The organism is Leucobacter sp. UT-8R-CII-1-4 (genome assembly GCF_030010235.1).
Lineage (GTDB): Bacteria > Actinomycetota > Actinomycetes > Actinomycetales > Microbacteriaceae > Leucobacter.
The window spans coordinates 149,847-169,819 of the sequence record NZ_JASCRS010000003.1 but is presented as its reverse complement, the minus strand read 5'-3'; the positions used below and the strand labels follow the sequence as shown (position 1 = coordinate 169,819).

Annotated in this window: 17 protein-coding genes; 3 read left to right on the top strand and 14 right to left on the bottom strand. The window is 60.0% G+C overall.

The window, feature by feature from the left end; all coding sequences use genetic code 11:
- Window positions 1-2: 2 nt before the first annotated feature.
- The 4 genes from QBL02_RS08170 to QBL02_RS08155 are packed head-to-tail and all read right to left on the bottom strand — an operon-like array spanning window position 3 to window position 4,372.
- Window positions 3-1,373, bottom strand: coding sequence for a glutamine synthetase family protein (locus QBL02_RS08170; RefSeq protein ID WP_282725918.1), 1,371 nt, complete (start codon window positions 1,371-1,373; stop codon window positions 3-5).
- Window positions 1,370-2,140: a glucose 1-dehydrogenase gene (locus tag QBL02_RS08165; protein WP_282725917.1), complete on the bottom strand. Its 771-nt coding sequence runs from the start codon at window positions 2,138-2,140 to the stop codon at window positions 1,370-1,372. Before QBL02_RS08165 ends, QBL02_RS08170 begins: the two co-directional genes overlap by 4 nt.
- Before the next feature lies 1 nt (window position 2,141).
- Window positions 2,142-2,897, bottom strand: coding sequence for a gamma-glutamyl-gamma-aminobutyrate hydrolase family protein (locus tag QBL02_RS08160; protein ID WP_282725916.1), 756 nt, complete (start codon window positions 2,895-2,897; stop codon window positions 2,142-2,144).
- Window positions 2,894-4,372 (bottom strand): APC family permease, encoded by a 1,479-nt coding sequence (locus QBL02_RS08155; protein WP_282725915.1) that lies wholly within the window; start codon window positions 4,370-4,372, stop codon window positions 2,894-2,896. Before QBL02_RS08155 ends, QBL02_RS08160 begins: the two co-directional genes overlap by 4 nt.
- A gap of 191 nt (window positions 4,373-4,563) precedes the next feature.
- On the opposite strand from QBL02_RS08155, the gene QBL02_RS08150 reads away from it, so the two are divergent.
- Window positions 4,564-5,208: an aquaporin gene (locus tag QBL02_RS08150; protein WP_282725914.1), complete on the top strand. Its 645-nt coding sequence runs from the start codon at window positions 4,564-4,566 to the stop codon at window positions 5,206-5,208.
- Between the two features lie 82 nt (window positions 5,209-5,290).
- Here QBL02_RS08150 and QBL02_RS08145 read toward each other — a convergent pair whose 3' ends face one another.
- The 4 genes from QBL02_RS08145 to QBL02_RS08130 all read right to left on the bottom strand — a co-directional run bounded on the left by QBL02_RS08145 (window position 5,291) and on the right by QBL02_RS08130 (window position 10,406).
- The gene (locus QBL02_RS08145) at window positions 5,291-6,793 is read right to left on the bottom strand and encodes an NAD(P)/FAD-dependent oxidoreductase (protein WP_282725913.1); all 1,503 of its coding nucleotides are present in this window, start codon (window positions 6,791-6,793) and stop codon (window positions 5,291-5,293) included.
- Between the two features lie 84 nt (window positions 6,794-6,877).
- Window positions 6,878-8,200: a dihydrolipoamide acetyltransferase family protein gene (locus tag QBL02_RS08140; RefSeq protein ID WP_282725912.1), complete on the bottom strand. Its 1,323-nt coding sequence runs from the start codon at window positions 8,198-8,200 to the stop codon at window positions 6,878-6,880.
- Between the two features lie 23 nt (window positions 8,201-8,223).
- A complete protein-coding gene (locus QBL02_RS08135; RefSeq protein WP_282725911.1) occupies window positions 8,224-9,228 on the bottom strand; it encodes an alpha-ketoacid dehydrogenase subunit beta in 1,005 nt (334 codons plus the stop codon).
- The gene (locus tag QBL02_RS08130) at window positions 9,228-10,406 is read right to left on the bottom strand and encodes a thiamine pyrophosphate-dependent enzyme (RefSeq protein WP_282725910.1); all 1,179 of its coding nucleotides are present in this window, start codon (window positions 10,404-10,406) and stop codon (window positions 9,228-9,230) included. Before QBL02_RS08130 ends, QBL02_RS08135 begins: the two co-directional genes overlap by 1 nt.
- Before the next feature lie 114 nt (window positions 10,407-10,520).
- Between QBL02_RS08130 and QBL02_RS08125 the strand changes: the two genes are divergently transcribed.
- Window positions 10,521-10,931: a phage holin family protein gene (locus QBL02_RS08125; protein ID WP_282725909.1), complete on the top strand. Its 411-nt coding sequence runs from the start codon at window positions 10,521-10,523 to the stop codon at window positions 10,929-10,931.
- A 56-nt stretch (window positions 10,932-10,987) separates the two neighbouring features.
- Here the strand turns inward: QBL02_RS08125 and QBL02_RS08120 are convergent, their stop codons facing one another.
- From QBL02_RS08120 to QBL02_RS08105, 4 genes are all read right to left on the bottom strand, one after another.
- Complete coding sequence (locus tag QBL02_RS08120) at window positions 10,988-12,718, bottom strand: ABC transporter ATP-binding protein (protein WP_282725908.1); 1,731 nt, start codon at window positions 12,716-12,718, stop codon at window positions 10,988-10,990.
- Complete coding sequence (locus tag QBL02_RS08115; protein ID WP_282725907.1) at window positions 12,715-14,517, bottom strand: ABC transporter ATP-binding protein; 1,803 nt, start codon at window positions 14,515-14,517, stop codon at window positions 12,715-12,717. The genes QBL02_RS08120 and QBL02_RS08115 overlap by 4 nt, the downstream gene beginning before the upstream one ends.
- A complete protein-coding gene (locus QBL02_RS08110) occupies window positions 14,517-15,314 on the bottom strand; it encodes a siderophore-interacting protein (protein WP_282725906.1) in 798 nt (265 codons plus the stop codon). Before QBL02_RS08110 ends, QBL02_RS08115 begins: the two co-directional genes overlap by 1 nt.
- A 128-nt stretch (window positions 15,315-15,442) precedes the next feature.
- Window positions 15,443-16,018 (bottom strand): hypothetical protein, encoded by a 576-nt coding sequence (locus QBL02_RS08105; protein WP_282725905.1) that lies wholly within the window; start codon window positions 16,016-16,018, stop codon window positions 15,443-15,445.
- 165 nt (window positions 16,019-16,183) lie between these two features.
- On the opposite strand from QBL02_RS08105, the gene purB reads away from it, so the two are divergent.
- The gene (gene purB, locus QBL02_RS08100; RefSeq protein WP_282725904.1) at window positions 16,184-17,569 is read left to right on the top strand and encodes an adenylosuccinate lyase; all 1,386 of its coding nucleotides are present in this window, start codon (window positions 16,184-16,186) and stop codon (window positions 17,567-17,569) included.
- Between the two features lie 91 nt (window positions 17,570-17,660).
- Here the strand turns inward: purB and QBL02_RS08095 are convergent, their stop codons facing one another.
- Both QBL02_RS08095 and QBL02_RS08090 read right to left on the bottom strand, forming a co-directional pair.
- Window positions 17,661-18,977: an MFS transporter gene (locus QBL02_RS08095; RefSeq protein ID WP_282726206.1), complete on the bottom strand. Its 1,317-nt coding sequence runs from the start codon at window positions 18,975-18,977 to the stop codon at window positions 17,661-17,663.
- Between the two features lie 41 nt (window positions 18,978-19,018).
- Window positions 19,019-19,969 carry an arginase family protein gene (locus tag QBL02_RS08090; protein WP_282725903.1) on the bottom strand — a complete coding sequence of 317 codons (951 nt, stop codon included), beginning with the start codon at window positions 19,967-19,969 and terminating at the stop codon, window positions 19,019-19,021.
- Window positions 19,970-19,973 lie beyond the last annotated feature (4 nt).

Sequence of the window (19,973 nt, the reverse complement as noted above, 5' to 3'; positions counted from 1 at the left end):
GTCTAGATCCGATCGAAGTAGCGTGCGCGGTCCCAGTCGGTCACCGCAGCGGCAGCGGTGCGCCATTCGTGCTCAGCCAAAGCGGTGATCAACTGTTTGCAGTCTTCGCCAATTACCTCAGCAACGAAGCTGGACTGTTCCATTGCCACTGTCGCCTCTTTCAGGTTTTGTGGCATGGCTGAGTCATTGCAGACGTTCTCTGGCACACCGACAGTTGGCATGCCGAGTTCGATTTTGCGCTGCATACCGTCGCGAGCTGAAGCGAGAATGCCGACGAGCGTGAGATACGGGTTGGTGTCTGCGCCCGGAATGCGGAACTCAAATCGAGTAGTGAACTCGCTGTGTCCCACCACACGGTTTGAAACGTAGCGGTTTTCGCGGCCCCAGCTGCGACCGAAGTCAAAGGTGTCATCGGTGGCGGTGCGTCGGTACGAGTTGATGGTTGGCGCATAGGCGGCCATGAATTCTGGCGTGTGCTCGATAACGCCGGCAAGCGCGTGGCGCATCTTGTCGCTCATGCCATACTCGCCATCGGCGTCCCAGAACGCTGGGCGATCCTGCTCGTCGAGCACCGAGAAATGCACGTGACAAGATGAGCCGGCCTGCTCGGTGACGGGCTTCGCCATGAAGGTAACCGAGTAGCCTGCTGCGCGAGCCGAGTCACGGACTGCGAGTTTGTAGATCGCATGACGATCTGCCATTTCGAGCGGATCACCGTACTCGAACGTCATCTCCCACTGGCCGCTGCCCCATTCCGACTGCGCGGCTTCGATTTCGATGCCACTGAGTTCGAGGTCGTTGCGCAGCTTCCTGAAGAACGGTTCGTAGTAGTTGCCCTCGCCGAGAAGGAAGTCATTCGGCGTAAGCGTGGTTGGCTTCAGGTCGCGGAAATCGTTCAGACGCAGTTCGTAAGGATCATTGCGGAAAAGGTAGAACTCAAGCTCGGTGCCTGCCTTCGGCTTGAGACCGAGCTCACGGTAGCGCTCGACCTCGCGGCGCAGCATCGTGCGGGGTGATTCTTCGAGAGGTTCACCGGTGCCTGGCCACACCGGGTCGGCCATGCAGATGGCAATGCCATCGAGCCAGGCAGCGCGTCGCAGCGTGCCGAGGTCTGGCATCAGTGCAACGTCTGGCGCGCCATTGTGCAGCGAGCACACCTTCACCTTGTTTGCCGAGATGAGTTCGAAGCTCTGCTCGATATCCCATGCCCAAGCACAGGTGCAGACCTCGACACCATTCTTGATGATGGTGGGGAATCGCTTCACTGGAATACGGCGGCCAATCAGGCGCCCCTGCATGTCAGGGGTCGCAACGATAACCGTGTGAATCCCCTCAGCTTCGAGGGTGTCTGGGTTCAACAGGTAGTCACTCATCGGGTCAACCATCCTCCGTCTACTGGCAGCTGAATGCCGTCGATCCAGCTTGCCTCATCTGAGAGCAGCCAGGACACCGCCGAAGCGATATCTGATGGCTTGCCAATTCGCTTCACCAGCAGACGCTGGCCCATGAACTCCATTGCTTCTGGGCTCGTGACGCCTTCAAGGTCGAAGAAGTTTGTTGCGATTGGGCCGGGGGCCACGCAGTTCACACGAATGTTGCTCTCAGCGAGTTCGACTGCGAGCGCTTTGGTCAGCATCGGCACGCCGCCTTTGCTCGCGTTGTAGTGCGGCTGCGCGGTGCTGCCACTGGTCACGACGACCATGGCTTCGACGGTCGAAAGGTTGACGATTGCACCACCGCCGGCAGCGGCGATTCGGCGCGATACCTCCTGCGCTACCAAGAACTGGCCCTTAAGGTTCACGTCTACCACCAGGTCCCATGCGTCTTCGGTGAGATCCGCGAGTGAGTGAGTGGTGACGAGTCCAGCGTTATTGATCAGCAGGTGGATCGCGCCCCACGCCTCGACGGCTGCATCGGCTGCGGCGACGATCTGCTCGCGGTTGCGCACGTCAACCTGTGCGGCGATGGCTTCGCCACCTGCGGCTTCGATCATGCTGACCGTCTCGTTGGCGGCGTCGAGGTTCACATCAGTGATCACCATTCTTGCGCCTTCTGAGGCAAGGCGAAGCGCAGTTTCGCGACCGATTCCTGAGCCACCTCCGGTGATGAAGGCTACTTTTTCTGCGTGACGGGTAGTCATATTAGTTCTCCTTAGTGCGGCGCTCACGCGCCTGGGTTGCTGTGTCTACGAAGCGCTCAAAGAGCGGATCGCCTGAGTAACATTCCGGGTGCCACTGCACGCCAACGACGTTTGCTTCGGGTACTTCGATCGCCTCGATAATGCCGTCGCCAGCGCGTGCCACGACCCGTACACCCTCGCCGAGCGCGCCAACTGCTTGGTGGTGGTACGAGTTCACTCCGGTCTGTTCTCCGTAGATCTCGTGCAGCACGCTGCCTGGTTCGATCACGACCTGCTGGTGGCGATTGTCGCGGTCGAATTCACCGTGAAAGTGCTGCTCTTGTTCGTCGGATTCTTCGAGGTGCTGAATGAGGGTGCCGCCAAAGGCGACGTTGATCAGTTGGTGTCCTCGGCAGATGCCGAGCACTGGCACTCCGGCGGAGGTGGCCTCGCGCAGCAGCGCGAGTTCGCTCGCATCGCGTAGACCGTTGCCGGGCTGTGTGTGTTCACCGCGTTCTTCGCCGTAGAGTTTTGGGTCAACATCTTCGCCGCCGGCGATAATGAGTCCATCAATGCGGGCGATCATTGCTTTTGCGTCTACTTCGAGCGGAATGTGCACGGGCATACCGCCTGCGAGACGGATAGACGATGCGTATTCTTCGAGGTAGATGTCGACGGGTGCGTCGGCGAAACCTCGGGGTGCCCCGATCAATTTGGCGTCAGCTCGGCGCCCGGTGATACCGATCAGTGGCGGTTGCGCTGGCGTTGCTTCCATCATTCTTTGTCTAATCCTTCAGTGATTTGGGCGTAGGCTTTCGGGCTTCGTGCGCGCATGATTCGCGCCTGCACAATGCCAACTATTGGGGTGAGGCCAACCACGATGATGGTGATGATGCTCGGTAGGCCCCAGGTGAGTTCACCGGCGGCGTCGACATCGCCCACCATGAGCGGCACATTCATCAGAATCAGTACGACCGAAATGGCGAGACCGACGAAGCCGAGCATTGGCGCGATCCAGGCCTTCCACGGGTTTGTTTCGGTGCCGTGGCGCAGCGAGTACACCACCGCTGCGATTGAGGTGCCTGCCATCAGCAGCACCAGAGCGATTGTGCCCATGCCCGCAAATTGTGAGAGTACGGCGATTGGGTCGAGGCCGGAGAAGACAATTCCAATCATTAGGACGGTCGCAATGCTGACCTGGGTGATAGCTGCTTTGTGCGGGGCGCCGGTTTTCGGGTGCACCTCGCCGAGGGCTCGCGGCAGCAGCCCCGTGTTGCTCATGGTGTGGAAGTAGCGAGCGAGTACGTTGTGCAGTGAGAGGGCTGCCGCGAAGAGGCTGCCGATCAGCAGAACGGTCGCGAAGATCGAGCCGACTGGACCAAGGTAGGTATCGGTGATGCGCGCGAGCATGCCGCCCGGGTCTTCCGAGGCCATTGCGATCACGTTTGATTCACCGGCTCCGATGACGAGCGCCCACGCGGTAAGTCCGTAGAACAGGCCGATTGCGAGTGCGGCACCGAGGGTTGCGCGTGGGATCGTGCGCTCTGGATTGCGCACCTCACTGCGGTAGACAACTGCAGACTCAAAGCCGATGAAGCTGGCGATGGCAAACATTAGGCCGATCCCCGGTGATCCCGAGAGAATGTTGCCGAGCGAGAAGCTGCCGAAGGTGATTCCTTCTGCTCCCCCGGTTGCCATGACGACGAGTACCAGGATCAGGCCGATCAGCATTTCTGCGCCGAGGGCGATGAAGAGCACCTTTGAGCTGAGCTCGATGTGCCGGTAGCCGAGGATCGCTACGAAGACGATCGCGATAAACGAGAATAACCACCAGGGCAGTTCTGGCCCGCCGATCATCACGATGCTTGATGAGACGGTGCCGCCGAGCAGTGAGAGCACTGATGCTTGCACGGTTGTGTAGGTCAGTACTGCGAGCCATGAGGCTGCGACGCCGGGGGTTCTGCCGAGTCCGTGTGCGATGTAGGTGAAGAATGCTCCTGATCCCGGCACGTGTTTGCTCATCGAGATGAGGCCCACCGAGAACAGCATCAGGATGCCAGCGACGACGAGGAACATTACGGGCAAGCCGATGCCGTTGCCCACTACAAATGCGCCTGGCATTACGCCGCCGACTACGGCGAGCGGTGCTGCTGCGGCGATCACCATAAAAATAATTGAGAACGTACCGAGGTTGCCGGTGAGGCTGCGTGACGGCGTGGTCTCGCTACTCGTGCCGGTCTGTGTTGTGGTCATTGGTTGTCTCCTCGCCCCATTGCGAATAGATCAGTAGTTTTTTTACATTGGCCTAACGCCTAGACCACTGTACCAAGAAGATTGCTCAAATGTGTAGAAACTTCTCGCAGGCATCTGTTCGTTAATCCTTCAATTTGGGATAATTGACAATCAGCTGGGAAATACCCGCCTCTCCAGAAAGTAGAAGTGACATGACTGGTACCGTTCGCAATGCGGTAGCTGAAGCAATCGCAACCCTTCTGTTCGTTTTCACCATCATTGGCGCCATCAACAACGCCGGTGATTTCACCCCACTCGTCATCGGCTTCACGCTGATGGTGCTGGTGTACGCAACCGGACACATCTCAGGTGCACACCTCAACCCAGCAGTTTCGCTGGGTGTTCTGCTGCGCGGCGCAATGAACGTCGGCGAATTCGTCGCCTACGTCGTTGCACAGCTGCTCGGCGCTGCTCTTGGCGCACTGATCGCTGCTGCGGTCTTCCCTGCAGCTGAAGCAGCAAAGCAGATCGAAGTCGGCCCATCGTTCCTCGTCGAGGCACTGTTCACCTTCGCACTCGTTTACGTAGTGCTGAACGTTGCCACCTCGAAGGACAATGACGGCAACTCGTTCTACGGTCTCGCAATCGGCACGACCGTCTTCCTTGGCGCTGCCACCGTTGGCGGCATCTCGGGCGGCGGCTTCAACCCAGCCGTAGCGTTCGGCCTGGCAATCAACGGCCAGTTCGAGTGGAGCAACATGTGGCTCTACGTTGTTGCACCACTCGTTGGTGCAGTCGTTGCAGCTCTGGCGTTCCGCCTGCTGAACAGCCACGATCTGAAGAAGGCAGCTGCCTAACCCTGATCAACTCAGCACTGGAGGCTCGGTCACTTCGACCGGGCCTCCAGTGTTTTCTGGGCCCGGCAGCAGGGGCCGGCAATCAACGCGATTCGCGCAGCCCCAGCTCCGGCGCGTCCAAGCCGTACTCGTGACGCAGCGCTGACTGCGCCGCATACCAGCCAGCCAGTCCGTGCACGCCCGGCCCGGGCGGAGTCGACGACGAAGCAAGATAGATGCCTGGCGCCGGAGTGCGATGCGGGTCCATCGAAATTGTTGGTCGAGCAAGCAGCTGCCGCAGGCTCACCGCACCCGCACTGAAGTCGCCACCATGATAGTTGCGGTTGTAACGCGAAAGCTGGTCGGCTGTGGTCTGGCGCACAGCCACGATTCGATCCCTGAACCCGGGGGCAAAACGTTCAATCTGCGCGATCACGCGCTCCTGCACATCAACATTTGAACCCTTGGGCACGTGTGTATAACTCCACACCGCGTTCCGCCCCGCAGGGTTTCGCGCTGGATCAAACTCACTCGGCTGCGCGAGCAACACGTAGGGTCGTTCCGGGTGCCTGCCACGACTCACCTCAAGTTCGGCCGCAGTCCCCTCCGCCCGTGAACCGCCGAGATGCACCGTCGGTGCAGCTGACACACGCGGATCAGCCCAAGGAATAGGCCCATCAAGCACAAAGTCGACCTTCGTAGCACCGTCTCCATAGACAAAACGACCGAGTGCACGTCGATACTTCGACGGCAGCACGGAGCCCGCAATCGAGACAAGACCCCTGGCCGAAGTATCAAAAAGTTTCACGTCAAACTCTTCGAGCTCGCGAACATCGTCGACGGCGTGATCCACCCGAATCTCACCGCCATGAGCCAATAGGTCTGCGGCGAGCGCATCGGTAATGGCACGACTGCCACCTACCGGCACCGGCCATCCGCTCGAGTGACCAAGCGCACCGAGCATCACACCGACACCCGCAGTAGCAAGATTGGGCATTCGACCAATGCTGTGCGCGGCCACTCCGCTCATCAGCGAGGGTGCCGCCTGCTCCTGAAAACGCAACCCCCACAGCGCAGTGCCCTGTTCGAAGGTACGCACAGCTGTGATTGCTGTTGCGACAAGATCACGAGGCATTCGCAACAGGGTGGGCCCCAGAGCAAAATCTACGACTCCACTGAGCCTGCGAAGCAGTGGGCGGTAGTAGCGGGCGTAGGCGGCGCCATCACGACCCAATTCACTCGCGGTGCGCTGCAGGTCGCGATACGCGATTGCGGCTCGGCCAGGGCCGTGCGGAGTTCCGCCAGCGGCACCATCGAGGGGATTCGCATATGAAGCCTCAGGCACCACAAATTCCATGCGGCTACTAAGCTCAAACTCTCGAAAGAATCCGGTGGCCAACGCCATTGGGTGAATCGCCGAACACACATCATGCAGCACTCCCGGCTGCACCAACTCGGTGGTGCGGGTGCCGCCACCAATCGTTTCGGCTGCTTCAAACACCGTGACCGGCACACCGGCGCGAGCCAGCGTCACAGCGGCAGCAAGCCCATTCGGGCCAGCACCGATCACTGCCGCCGGCTTTGCTCCTCGACTTTTGAAGCTCATGTTGACAGCCTAGCGACCTGGCGAGTCACCGGGTGAGAGTTTGGCGGGGCAACAAGCAGACCTGCTCCCCCGCCTGCAACACACTCAGTCGAGCAGCAGCGCGGGCTCTTCAAGCACTGATGCGACGTCCGCGACAAAGCGCGAGACCACATCGCCGTCGACCACGCGGTGATCGAAAGAGCCGCCAACGGTGGTTACCCAGCGTGAAAGCACCTGACCCTCAACTACCCACGGCTTTTGCTTAATCGAACCCATTGCCAGAATTGCGACCTCGTCACGATTCAGAATTGGGGTTCCGAAGTCCATCCCGAAGACACCAAAGTTGGTGATCGTGATGGTGCCGTGCTGCATCTCTGCGGGCTGCGTGCGGCCAAGGCGAGCGGTTTCGGTGAGCTGCTGAATGGCTTGGGCCAGTTCAATGAGGCTCATGTCTTGAGCCTCTTTGATGTTTGGCACGACGAGCCCTCGCGGGGTTGCCGCAGCGATGCCCAAGTTCACGTAGTTTTTCACGATGATTTCGTCATCGGTCCACTGCGCATTGACCTCTGGATTTCGTCGCACCGCCCAAAGCAGAGCCTTCGCGAAAATCAGAAGCGGCGAAACCTTCACGCCTTCAAACTGACTCGACTGCTTCAGCCGCTTCACAAATTCCATAGTGCGGGTCGCATCAACATCAACAAAAACGCTCACGTGTGGCGCCTGGAACTTCGAGGCGACCATGTTTTCGGCGATGACCTTGCGCACACCCTTTACTGGGAAGCGCTGCTCACGGGCCTCGAGAGTCTGAGGCTTTGACGCCTCACGGAACAAGCCATCCCTGGCGGTCGCCCGCAGCACGTCTTCACGCAGAATTTCGCCACCCTGACCGGTGCCGACAAGGTCACGCAAATCTACGCCGAGGTCCTTGGCAAGTTTGCGGATCGGTGGCTTCGCGATCACATTTCCGTTTGACGCGGCTGGTGTCTCCGCAGCAGCCGGAGCGCTCTTACCGCGGCGGCGACTCTTCGCAGGAGCCACGGTGCCATACCCGACAAGCACGGCACCGCCTTCGTCGGCTGGCAACGAATCTGATGCGCCGGTTGCGCCAGTAGGTCGATCGTCAGTCGCAGGCAGCGGAGTTTCTGCAACCGCAGCCGTGTCTCCGGCTGGAAGATCCACCGCATCGCCCTCGCTTCGAATACGCAGGATCGCGTTGCCAACTGGCACCGTCTGCCCCACCTCGGCGAGCAGTTCTGTCACCACTCCCTCAAACGGTGATGGCAGCTCAACGAGTGATTTTGCGGTTTCAATCTCGCACACCACCTGGTTGAGTGCCACGGTATCGCCCGGCTTTACCAACCAGTTCACGATCTCGGCTTCGGTGAGGCCTTCGCCAACATCTGGCAGCGGAAAAGTCTGCTCGCTCATTTTTTGACTCCTTGCACGTGCTCTTAGAATCCCATGGCGCGATCGACTGCTTCAAGCACACGATCGGCATCGGGAAGGTACACACCCTCCAGCTTTGCTGGCGGGAACGGCACATCAAAGCCGCTGACTCTCAGCGGTGGTGCCTGCAGCGAATAGAACGCTCGCTCGGCGATAGTCGCAGCAATTTCACTACCCACACTCGCATTGCCTTGCGCTTCTTGGGCAATCACCACACGCCCGGTCTTTTGTACCGAGGTAATGATTGGGTCGTAGTCGATCGGTGAAATGGTGCGCAGATCGATCACCTCAAGCTTGGTGCCCTCGTTCGCGGCGATATCGGCCGCTTGCAAGAGGGTGGTCACCATCGCACCAAACCCAACCACGGTGCAATCGCTGCCTGGGCGAACCACTGCCGTGCGGTGCAGCGGTGCGGCGAGGGCGTGCGGATCAACTTCGCCCTTCTGCCAGTACTTGGCTTTCGGTTCAAGGAAGATCACCGGATCGTCCGAGGTGATCGCCTGCTGGATCATCCAGTAAGCATCGTGCGCGTTTGAGGGTGCAACAACACGTAGGCCCGCGGTGTGCGCGAAGTACGCCTCAGGGCTCTCCTGGTGATGCTCTACCGCACCGATGTGGCCGCCGTAAGGCAAACGGATCACTACCGGCATCGACTGCTTGCCGTCGCTGCGACTGGTCAGCTTTGCCAGCTGGGTGACGATCTGGTTGAAGGCGGGGAACACAAAGCCGTCAAACTGAATTTCAAGCACCGGGCGGTAGCCGGCCATCGCGAGGCCAATAGCGCTACCAACGATGCCTGCCTCAGCGAGCGGGGTGTCGATCACACGGGCTGAGCCGAAGTCTGCTTGCAGGCCGTCGGTGACGCGGAACACGCCACCGAGTGGGCCGATGTCTTCGCCCATCAGAATCACACGCTCATCTGCGGCCATGGCTGCGCGCAGGCCAGCATTGATGGCCTTTGAGATTGGGAGTTGCTGGCGCTCAGCCAGCGTCATAATGTTGCTGCTCATTATCGGCCTTCCTCAGCAAACGAGGCTTCGTAATCGGCAAGCCACTCTCGCTGCGCATCCATGAGCGGGTGCGGTTCGCTGTAGACGTGCTCAAACATGGTGTCAGGGCCAGGTTCTGGCAGGGTCAAAATCTCTTCGCGAGCTGCTTTCGCGATGGCGTCGGCCTGCTTCGCTGCGTCGGCAAAGAAGTCTTCGCTCACACCCAGCGATCGCAGGTATCCCTCGAATCGGACGATAGGGTCGCGTAGCCGCCACGACTCAAGTTCGTCTGCTTCGCGGTAGCGCGTTGGATCATCACTCGTCGTGTGCGCACCCATTCGATAGGTGAGTGCCTCGATGTATCCGGGGCCTTCGCCGGCACGAGCCTGATCGAGGAATCGTTTTGCGACGGCAAAACCGGCTAGCGGGTCGTTGCCATCGATCTGCACGGCGCGCAGCCCGAAGCCGAGTGCACGGCGGTAGATCGGGGTGCGTGACTGGCGGGCAACGGGCACCGAGATCGCCCAGTTGTTGTTCTGCATAACATGCAGCACTGGGGCCTGGAAGCTGGCAGCGAAAACCATTGACTCGCTGACGTCGCCCTCGCTTGTTGTGCCGTCACCGTAGAACACGACGGTCGCACCGTCGGTGGCGATACCTTCTTCACCCGGTGCGAGCGAGGTGCTTCCCGCGGCGCGTTTCGCATCAAGCACCTGCCCCATCGCAAAGCCTGAGGCGTGCTGCGCCTGACTACCAAGCACAAGCGTGTAGAGGTGGCAGTTGCCGTTCGCTGGATCGGTGACGTCCCAGCCGCCGTGGGTGACGCCTCGGAACTGCCCAGCGATGGCGGTCAGCTGCACTCCTCGCACATAAGCCACTGTGTGCTCGCGGTAGGTCGGGAAGAGGTGGTCGTTGGGTTTGGTCGCGTGCGCGATGCCTACCTGGCCACCCTCTTGGCCAACGCTTGGCGCCCAGAGCGCCAATTGCCCTTGCCGCTGCAGGTGGGTGCATTCGGTGTCGAAGGCGCGTACCGCAACCATGTCGAGGTACCACTGCTTCAGGTCGGATTCGTCGAGGTTCTCCAGCTCTGCCGCGAACTCCGCGGCAGAGGCTGAGGGAGCGTACCGGCCCTCGTCGTCGAGGAAGCGGATCGGCTCCGGGTCGGTCATATCGACGCCAAAAGTTGTCGTTGCGCTCATTGCGCCAAGTGTAACGAGCGCGCATGTTCAGATGAGGATATTCGCCCCGTACTCTCGGTTTCGGGTGTGGCGCGCCTTCACCCGAACTTCAGTTTCGCTTGCGACACTGAGGGCATGCGCACATTGATTCGAGTTCTGGTTAGCGCCTTCGCGCTGTGGCTCACCACGTTGATTGTTGGCGGTAGCGGCGATCACGGCGTCTGGGTGAAACCGCTCGGCACTGGGCCTTACGATCATCTCTTCACGCTCTTGCTGATCGCTGCAGTGTTTGGCTTGGTAAACGGCACACTCGGCAAGATTGTGCGGGTGGTTTCGATTCCGTTGTACATCATCACGCTCGGTCTTTTCGGACTGATTGTGAACGGATTTTTGCTGCTTGTGGTCGCATGGCTCTCGGACCTCGCCGGTTTCGGCTTGCAGATCGACGGTTTCTGGTGGGGAGTTTTGGCGGCGCTGGTGCTGTCATTGCTTTCGAGCATGCTGAATGGCCTCCTCGGCACAAACAAGAAGCGCGACTCGAAGTAGTTTGCGTCTTTGCGTTGGATCGCCTGAGGTGTGGCGATCCAACGCGCATAATGCGCCTAGCCGCCGTGCGAACTGCGCCACAGCCTGGCGAAGGCACCCTCGGCGTTGCTGAGCAGTTCTTCTGGTGCACCGAGCTCGATCACGGCACCGTCTTCGAGCACTACCACGGTGTCTGCGTCTCGAATCTGATCGAGGTGGTGCGCAATTACTACGGCGGTGCGGCCAGCGCTTACGGCACGCATGGCGTCAACCAGCACTGGGTCAGCGCCGGCTTGCGACCCGGCCTCGTCAAGCAGCACCACGGGCGGGTCTGCGAGCAGTACCCGAGCGAGTGCGAGTTGCTGCGCTTCACGGTGGCTGAGAGCGAGCGAGAGGGTGCCTGCGAGCCCGCCTGGCACGGCTGACAGTTCAAAACCAACTGCGGCGAGCGCTTCGCTCAGGCGATCATCGTTTGCTTCGGGTGCGGCAATTCGAAGGTTGTCTGCGATGGTGCCGGAGAAGAGGTGTGTTTCTTGGGCAACCAGAAATGCTGCTGGTCTGCCGTTATGCGTTGCTTTGGTTGCTGGCACCCCGCCAATGTGCACGGTGCCTGAGGTTGGCTCGTCGACCCCAGAGATCAGGCGCGCTAGTGTGCTCTTCCCTGATCCAGATCGACCAATCAACCCAATTGTTTGCCCCGCAGCGACCTCAATCGACACCCCACTCAGAGCATCACGGATGGCATTTGGGCCGTAGCGATATTCAACCGCCTGAATGCTGATCGTTCCCGCGGCAATCTGCTCTCCGGTAGTCGCGGTGGTCTCGGCTTCAGCGTAAAGCACCACTCCGGCGAGGCGTTGCAGGCCAGAGAGTGCTCGCTGTAGATCGTCCATGCTGCCAAGCAGATCGCCTACCGGCGAGAACAATCGGTGAAAGTAGAGCGCACCAGCGGTGACGGCACCAACTGAGAGTCCGGCAGCGGTGACTCGAACGAAACCAACCGCAAGCACTGCAGCAAGGCCGATGAACTCGGCAGCGTTCAAACCGCCGGTGAACACGTTGCGTGCGCGGGCAGTTGCGCGGTGTGTTTCAACGGCGGTTGCACTGGCAGTTGCGATGCCTTCGAGGTGGGCGTCTCGGGTACCGTAGGCGCGTACGGTGTCTGCGCCAGAGACCGCTTCGATGAAGCTGCGCCCTCGCTCTGCCTCTTCTCGCCGAAGGCGCATGTACAGCGGTCTCGATCTGCGCAGGAAGACTCGTGTCGTGACAATCTGAATCGGCACGGCGATGAGTGCGGCGAGTGCCAACCAGGGGTCGATTGCTGCCATGCCGATCACTGTGAGGGTGATCGTCAGTACCGAGCGAACGCAGAGTGGGATCACGCCAGAGATTGCCTCGGTCACAGCGTCGACATCGTTGGTGACGCGTGAGATTACATCTGCCTCGCCCGCCTCTTCGGTTCGGCTGAGTGGCAGTGTCAGCGCTGCAGCAAACACCTCTTCTCGCAGCTCAGCCAGGGCGCGTTGCAAACAGCGCACAAGCAGCACACCGCCCAGCCACTCAAGCGCAGCCGCAACTACACCGGCGATAGCAATTGCTCCGCCGAGCCAGAGCACGTCTTGAAACGGTTTGCCAGCGATGACGGTGTCGACGATGGCACCGAGCAGCGGCGGGATGAGGAGCACGGTGGCGGTTCCCAGAAAGAGCAACACAATTGTCGCGGCCAGGGTGCCCCGCTGCTGCCAAAGCAAACGAAGGCCAAGTCGCACGGTTTCTTTGCTGCCTGCTGTAGGCAAAATCGAGGTCACTGCTTCACTTCCTCGGCACGGTTCTCGGCGGAGTCTCCGGTATGGCTTTCTGAGCTGTCATCGATGCTGTTTTCGACTCTGTTTTCGGCGCAACAGCGGCCGGTTCCAGCAGCACAGCAGCTCGCCGACCCTGCTGGTTTTACGCAGCGTCCGTCCACCACCCGTTCACACGCGGCGAGCAGTGTCGCGCTTGAGGTGACCACGACCACAGGTCGACCGAGCTCACCCAGGGCGGTGGCAACCCGTTGCTCGGTGATTGGGTCAAGCGCACTTGTTGGCTCGTCGAGTACCACAACGTCACCGACAGCGTGCAGAGCCCTGGCAAGCAGCACTCGCTGGCGTTGACCGCCAGAGAGTCGTTTGCCGCCAGCGCCAATCGCGACGTCGGCATCGCCAAGGTGTTCCAGCACATCGCCCAGGCCAGCGGCAGTGAGTATTTCTTCACGCAGGCAACCATCACTTGCGACGTTTTCGCGTAGCGTTCCGGTGAACAGTGCTGCTGAGTGTGGTGGCGCGATAATTCTTCTTGCCACACACTCTGGTCCGAGCACACACGCGTCGGTGCCGCCAAGTCGCACTTCGCCGCGTTCGGGTTCAAGCCGATAGCCGAGAGTTCCCGCTGCTGTGCGCGCCTCAGCAGCCGTGTCTACCCGTACTCCGATCAGCCCGTCCTGTTCGCGCACCCTCAGCCGGTCGCCGCTCGCGGTAACCCACTCAAGTAGAGGTGCTGCGTCAGTATCAGCAGTGAGCTCTTCGGCGCCCTCGTCAATGCCCGACAGCTCGTAGTCTTCTTCAAGAAACTCGCGCAATCGCTTTGCTGATGCGCGCTTGTGTGCCCAATTAGCTCCGAAGGTACCAACATGCGCGAGCGATCCCTGCAGAAATTGCGCGAGGCCAACCACGGTCACCAGTTGCCCCGGGGTGATGTCTCCGCGCACAGCGAGCCAGCCCGCCGCCAGGGCGAGACTCGCGAGGTAAAGCACAGAAACCATCGTGCTGACCGCTTGATAGGTAACGAGTAGCCGTGAGGCTCGAATTGCTCGATCGCGTGAGTCTGCACTCGCCGCTCGATAACGGCGCACCATCTCGTCTTGTGCCCCAAGCCCGTGCAATACCCGCAGACCGGCGAGCGCATCGGTGGCGATTTCACTCGCTTGGGCAACCGCGCGTTGCTCTGCGGATCCCGCCCGCTCAAGTGGCCTGGCGAGCCACTGCATAAGCAGTAGAACAAGCACAGCGCCAACCGCGACTCCCGCTCCGAGTGGCAGTGAAATTACCAGCAGCGCGATCGTGGCGGCGATCACCGCCGCGAGTGTTGCTGCCTGCTGCGCAATACTCCAGGCGATCCCGGCCACTCGACCGGTGTCACTCGTGGCAATCGACAGCAGCTCACCCGGATTTCGGTTCGCCCGCACCCCTCTTGGGTGCAGCACACGAGCGGCAGCTATCTGCCGAAGGTCGTGCTCTGCATAACCAAAGATTCCGGCCATGGCGAGGGTCGAACGCTGATAACTCAGCGATAGCCCGAGAAACACCACACCGAGCACTGCCAGCCAGATCACCAGGCTGGTTACGTTGCCGGGCGCGATCGCACGGTCAATAACAACCCCAATAAGAATTGGCACAGCCGCTTCAGCAGCCTGGTGCATCATGAGGCCAAAAGTCGCCCAAGCGAGTTTACGGTCTCGGCGATCCCCCGCGAGAGCTACTCGGAGCAGGTTTGGAACATGTGGTGCCGTTGTTTGCGCTGTTGCGAGTTTCGCCGCTCTCGCTTTAGCGTGACGGCGATCTCTCGCCACTAGCCAACATCTGCCGGCATGTCGCCGGCCTTGTCCTGGGTCCAGTATCCGATTGCGTGGTGGCGGTCGCGTGCGAGGTTGAGCCTGTTGCGCAGGTCTCGGCGAATCGCGCGACTCGTAGCTGCTTCGCAGGCTACCCAGGCGTACCAAGCAACGCCCGGGTCTTCAAATTTGGCTACCTCATCGGCAAGCTTGCTTGGCCCGATGCCGTTGCCTGAGCCGGTCAGCCAGATTAGCTCAACGTCTCCTCGAGTTTCGATCTCTTGAATGTCGGCCTCGCTCGGCACCTCTGCGATTGCGTACGCCTTGGCACCTTCTGGTAGCTGTTCAAGAATGCGGCCGAGACCGGGCAGCCCGGTTGAGTCTGCAACGAGCAGCTGCACCGCGGCATCTTCTGGTGCGGCGTAATACGACGAGGGATCGTCACGCGTGCCTGCGCCGAAAATTCCGACGATGTGGCCGGGCTCGGCTCGTTCAGCCCACGATGAGGCGAGACCTCCGTCGTGCATCACGAAGTCGATGGTGAGTTCGCGGCCACCCTCGTGTACATCGCGCACGGTGTAGTGGCGCCAGGGTGGCTCAACCCCTGTCCAGCCGCGACCGTATTCTGGCAGATTGAACACGGCTAGCTCGGCCTCGTTTTTGCCCACTTCTGGAATCGCGATATCGATGCGTTCATCGCCTCGACCGTGTACGTGCCATCGCCAGTCACCGACAGCTTCAAAACGAATTCGCATCATGTGCGGGGTAATCCGGGTCGTCTCAATCACGCGTGCCGGTGCGCAGGGAATCGCCATCTCAGTCTTTCAGCCTCTCGTGGCACAGCTTAGGTGTGCCTCACTTTCATCAGACTAGTTGAGTCCATCAGAAAGAGATGTCGTTTGGCAGTCGATCTATGTCGCGAAACGGTCAGGCGGCGGTCGACCTAAAGATCAGCAACTAGGCAATCGCTATCAATGTCGACCACAATGTGCGGCTCTGGCTGCCCCAATTGACCCTCGAAGTAATAGATCACCTGCATGTCCGGGATCCCAGCAGCCGACTTTGAAGCGCCAACCCCAACCGCGTTCACGTCGAGCTTCTCAGTGGTGAACTCAAAGGTTTCCACGTATTCCCAACCCTGCGCTTCGAGCCAGTCGCTCATCTCAGTGATGGTCATGATTGCTTCACTGCGATCAGGCGAAACTGCTGCCGATGCCGGCGAGAACCAGGAACCATAAAACAGGTACGCTTCACCACCCTCATCTGCCTGACAAGCACGCCTCACATTGCCACCAACCGGCAAATCGCCCTCACCCTCCCACAGCTGTGCAAGCAACAGCTCTGTTTCAGCGGCAAGCTGACTGTTCTGAATCTGCGCGGGCGATTCGATCTCTGAACTATTGCGCGCATCAACGCTTGCTTGGATCACATCGAGTGCGGCGCATGAGGCCAGCATGGGCACAAGAAGCAGGCCAGTCACGGCCGTCGCGGCCACACGTCGCAGAATTCTCTTACTCACCCTTGTCAGCCCCTCAATCACCAATCAACCCAGCTTCAGCTCAGATATCACTGTTCCGATCTTTTCACGACTGCGCCGCAAAAGCCGAGCGGCCACACGCCAGCACAGAGCATGGGAGAATAGAGATTGGCCGATCCACCGCCCCTCGACACGGAGTGTTCAAACATGACGCAGCTTCCCCCGCAGCCCATCAGCCCGCTTGACGGAAGGTACCGCGGCGCGGTCGAAGGCCTCGGTGATTTTCTCTCTGAAGCCGGCCTGAATAAGGCTCGTGTGCACGTCGAGGTCGAGTGGCTGGTGTACCTCACCTCGCACTCACTCTTGGGCTCGACTCCGCTTGAGGCAACCGAGATCGATGCTCTGCGCGCATGGGCAGCAGATTTTGCTCAGCCAGAGATTGACCGCCTCGCTGAGATCGAAGCGACCACCCAGCACGACGTGAAAGCCGTTGAGTACCTCGTTCGTGAACAGCTTTCGCGCCAGGGCCTCGATCGCATCGCCGAACTCACCCACGTGGCGTGCACGAGCGAAGACATCAACAATCTCTCCTATGCACTCACCGTGAAACAGGCCGTTGCCGAGGTTTGGCAGCCAAAACTCGAAGCAGTGATCGCCGAGCTCGCTCGCCAAGCCGAGCAGTACCGCGATCTGCCAATGATGAGCCGTACCCACGGCCAGCCAGCGACACCCACCACGCTCGGCAAAGAGATCGCCGTGTTTGTGTACCGCCTGAACCGTCAGCTCGCGCAGATCGGCCAGATTGAGTACCTCGGCAAGTTCTCGGGAGCCACCGGCACCTTCGCCGCGCACATTGCCGCTGCTCCAAATGCCGATTGGCAGACGATCTCTCGCGAATTTGTTGAGGGCCTTGGGCTCGACTGGAACCCACTGACCACCCAGATCGAATCGCACGACTGGCAGGCTGAGCTTTACTCGCGTATCGCGCACGCCAACCGCATTCTGCACAACCTGGCAACAGACATCTGGAGCTACATTTCGATCGGCTACTTCCGTCAGATTCCAGTTGCAGGCGCGACCGGCTCTTCGACCATGCCACACAAGGTCAACCCGATTCGCTTCGAGAACGCTGAAGCAAACCTCGAACTCTCAAACGCGATCCTCGAATCGCTCGCACAGACGCTTGTGACTAGCCGCTGGCAGCGTGACCTTACCGATAGCTCGGCACAGCGCAACATTGGCGTCGGTTTTGGCCACTCGGTGCTCGCTCTCGACAACATCAAGCGCGGTCTCGGCCAGATCGACGCGGCTCCTGAGGTGCTCGCCGCCGATCTCGATAGCAACTGGGAGGTGCTGGGCGAGGCGATCCAGACCGTCATTCGCGCCGAGGTCACTGCAGGCCGTTCAAGCATTAGCGACCCATACGCCGCGCTCAAAGAGCTCACTCGCGGCAAGCGGATCGGCCAGGCCGATCTCATCGAGTTTGTTTCTGGCCTTGAACTCGGCGACGAAGCCAAGCAGCGTCTGCTTGAACTCACGCCGGCGACCTACATCGGTGACGCCTCGAAGCTACTCAGCTACCTCGAGAAGTAAGTCCTAGAAACTCTTCGGGGCACGGTCTAGTTTTAGACCGTGCCCCGAAGAGTTTCAGCAGCCGCGTGCGTTTGCGCAGCCCCTCTTGTGCTTACTCGGCGCCTGCCACCGCAGCGCCGCTCTGCTTCCAGGTGCGCTTGAGTCCGAACGCGCCAATTGCGGTGAGCAGCGACACTGCGACCAGCATGAGGGCGAGCGACCAGGGGCTGCCACCGCTTGCGTTCAGCACGATGGTTGCCAGCAGCGGCAGCATGCCACCAATTGACGAGCCGCCCTGGTACACGAGCGAGATGCCCGAGTAACGAATGTGTGCCGGGAACTGGCTTGCCAGAAGCGTTGGCAGTAGTGCCCAAATTCCACTACCGATAACGGTGGCGATGGCAAGACCCGCATAGAGCGCAAGCGGTGCGCCGGTCTGCATCAAGCCATAGAGCGGGAATGCCCAGGCAGCCATCATCAGCGCGCTCACTGTGACGATAATTCGTGGTGAGCGGCGAGTACCAAGCAATCCGATCAACAGGAGCACGAGTGCTTGTACTGTTGCATTTACAATCTGCGTGGTGAGCGCAACCGAACGGTCAAGCCCAAGATTGTCGACCACGTAGCTGACCGTGAAGGTATTGATCAGGTAGTAGCCACCGGTGCTCAGCAGCACGGCGAGAATACCGAAGAGCACAATCATTGGCGAGGTGCGGATAACTTCGATCACTGGGAACTTGGCCTTTGGCTTTTCCGCGTTCTTCACGAAGTCGGGGGTCTCATCGACCTTGCTGCGAATTAGGAGCGCGATTACGAGAAGCACGGCTGAGAAGAGAAACGGCACACGCCAGCCCCAGGTCAAGAACTGTTCGTCTGGCAGCAGACCGAAGAGCAGCATCATCGCTGTCGAGAGCAGCGTGCCTGCTGGCGAACCGAGTTGCGGAATAGCACCGTAGAGGGCACGCTTCTTTTCAGGTGCGTGTTCGACCGCAACCAGTGAGGCTCCGCCCCACTCGCCGCCGAGCGCAATCCCCTGGATCACGCGCAAGAGGACCAGCAAAATCGGTGCGGCCATGCCGACCTGTCCGTATGTTGGCAGGACGCCAATCAACGTGGTTGAAATACCCATGATCACGAGCGTCGCAATCAGCGATCCCTTGCGACCGTACTTGTCGCCGAGGTGACCAAAGACGATTCCGCCGAGTGGCCGCACGATAAAGCCGACGGCGAAAGTCGCGAAAGCGAGCATGCTTGCCACGACTGGGTCTTCGCTCGGGAAAAATACAACGTTGAACACAATCGCCGCCGAAGTGGCATAGAGCGCGAAGTCGTAGTATTCGATTGCTTGCCCACTAAATGCACCCCACGAGGCAACACGGGCTTTTTTAAGCACCGTGCGCTCGTCTGTTTCGGGTTTCGTGGCTTCCATAGACACGTGGTCTCCTTAGTTGTGTGGTGTGCCGTGCGGCGTTAGTTGCCGCGTAGGTGGCGCGTCTGATCAAGCAGGTGGAAAATCTCCAGCGCCACCCGCGAAGCGAGATTTGCGGTGTTGCCCTGAAAGTCATGGGCTGGGCTGACAGTTGTGATGTCTGCGCCAACGATGTTCAGCCCAGAGAGGTCACGAATGGTACGAATTCCTTCCGCTGCCGAGAGCCCTCCCCACTCTGGAGTGCAGACTCCCGGGGCCACCGATGGATCAAAAATGTCCATGTCGAAGGAGAGGAAGACTGGACGGTCTCCAATCGCTGCCCGCATGCGGGCGAGAATCTCGGCTCGATCTGCCAGCCATTCGTCGGTGCTTACGACGCCGTAGCCGAGACCTTCTGCCGTGGCCGGGGCGTTCGGCACGGATGAGGTACCGCGCACTCCAATATGAAAGCTTCCTTCGGCGTTGAGCAGCTCTTCTGTCGCTGCGTGGGTGAAGGTCGTCGCGTTGGTAAACGGTGCATTCGTCGGCACCGGGTAGCAGTCGGTGTGGGCATCAAAGTGCACCGTCACCAGTTCGGGGTGTTTTTTTGCAAGGCTGCGGATTTGCGGCAGCGTGACTGCTCCGTCACCTCCGATACAAATCGGCACAGCTCCGGTATCGAGGATCGCGTCGACCGCTTCCTCGATTGCTGCGTATGCGTGCTCGTATTCACCTGAAAGTACGTCTACATCGCCAGCATCACGAATAACTAGGTGGTGGCCGTCTCGACTGCTTGCGTCAGAGAGGAACTGGCGTTCTGGTGCTGAGTTGCTGCGTACATGCTCTGGGCCGAGGCGTGAACCGATTCTGGTTGGGTGAGTTCCAACGTCGTAGGGAATGCCCAGCACCACAACGTCGGCAGCAACTGCCTCATCGAGTCTGGTCGCTGGCACTCCAAAGAGGGTGCGGTAGGGCTGTCGTGCTGAGCGGATTCCGCTCGTTGGTGTCTCCATAAAA

Excerpts from the sequence above, each read along its gene's own strand:
- QBL02_RS08170 (WP_282725918.1), bottom strand. The coding sequence starts at position 1,373 with ATGAGTGACTACCTGTTGAACCCAGACACCCTCGAAGCTGAGGGGATT.
- QBL02_RS08165 (WP_282725917.1), bottom strand. The coding sequence starts at position 2,140 with ATGACTACCCGTCACGCAGAAAAAGTAGCCTTCATCACCGGAGGTGGC.
- QBL02_RS08160 (WP_282725916.1), bottom strand. The coding sequence starts at position 2,897 with ATGATGGAAGCAACGCCAGCGCAACCGCCACTGATCGGTATCACCGGG.
- QBL02_RS08155 (WP_282725915.1), bottom strand. The coding sequence starts at position 4,372 with ATGACCACAACACAGACCGGCACGAGTAGCGAGACCACGCCGTCACGC.
- QBL02_RS08150 (WP_282725914.1), top strand. The coding sequence starts at position 4,564 with ATGACTGGTACCGTTCGCAATGCGGTAGCTGAAGCAATCGCAACCCTT.
- QBL02_RS08145 (WP_282725913.1), bottom strand. The coding sequence starts at position 6,793 with ATGAGCTTCAAAAGTCGAGGAGCAAAGCCGGCGGCAGTGATCGGTGCT.
- QBL02_RS08140 (WP_282725912.1), bottom strand. The coding sequence starts at position 8,200 with ATGAGCGAGCAGACTTTTCCGCTGCCAGATGTTGGCGAAGGCCTCACC.
- QBL02_RS08135 (WP_282725911.1), bottom strand. The coding sequence starts at position 9,228 with ATGAGCAGCAACATTATGACGCTGGCTGAGCGCCAGCAACTCCCAATC.
- QBL02_RS08130 (WP_282725910.1), bottom strand. The coding sequence starts at position 10,406 with ATGAGCGCAACGACAACTTTTGGCGTCGATATGACCGACCCGGAGCCG.
- QBL02_RS08125 (WP_282725909.1), top strand. The coding sequence starts at position 10,521 with ATGCGCACATTGATTCGAGTTCTGGTTAGCGCCTTCGCGCTGTGGCTC.
- QBL02_RS08110 (WP_282725906.1), bottom strand. The coding sequence starts at position 15,314 with ATGGCGATTCCCTGCGCACCGGCACGCGTGATTGAGACGACCCGGATT.
- purB (WP_282725904.1), top strand. The coding sequence starts at position 16,184 with ATGACGCAGCTTCCCCCGCAGCCCATCAGCCCGCTTGACGGAAGGTAC.
- QBL02_RS08095 (WP_282726206.1), bottom strand. The coding sequence starts at position 18,977 with ATGGAAGCCACGAAACCCGAAACAGACGAGCGCACGGTGCTTAAAAAA.
- QBL02_RS08090 (WP_282725903.1), bottom strand. The coding sequence starts at position 19,969 with ATGGAGACACCAACGAGCGGAATCCGCTCAGCACGACAGCCCTACCGC.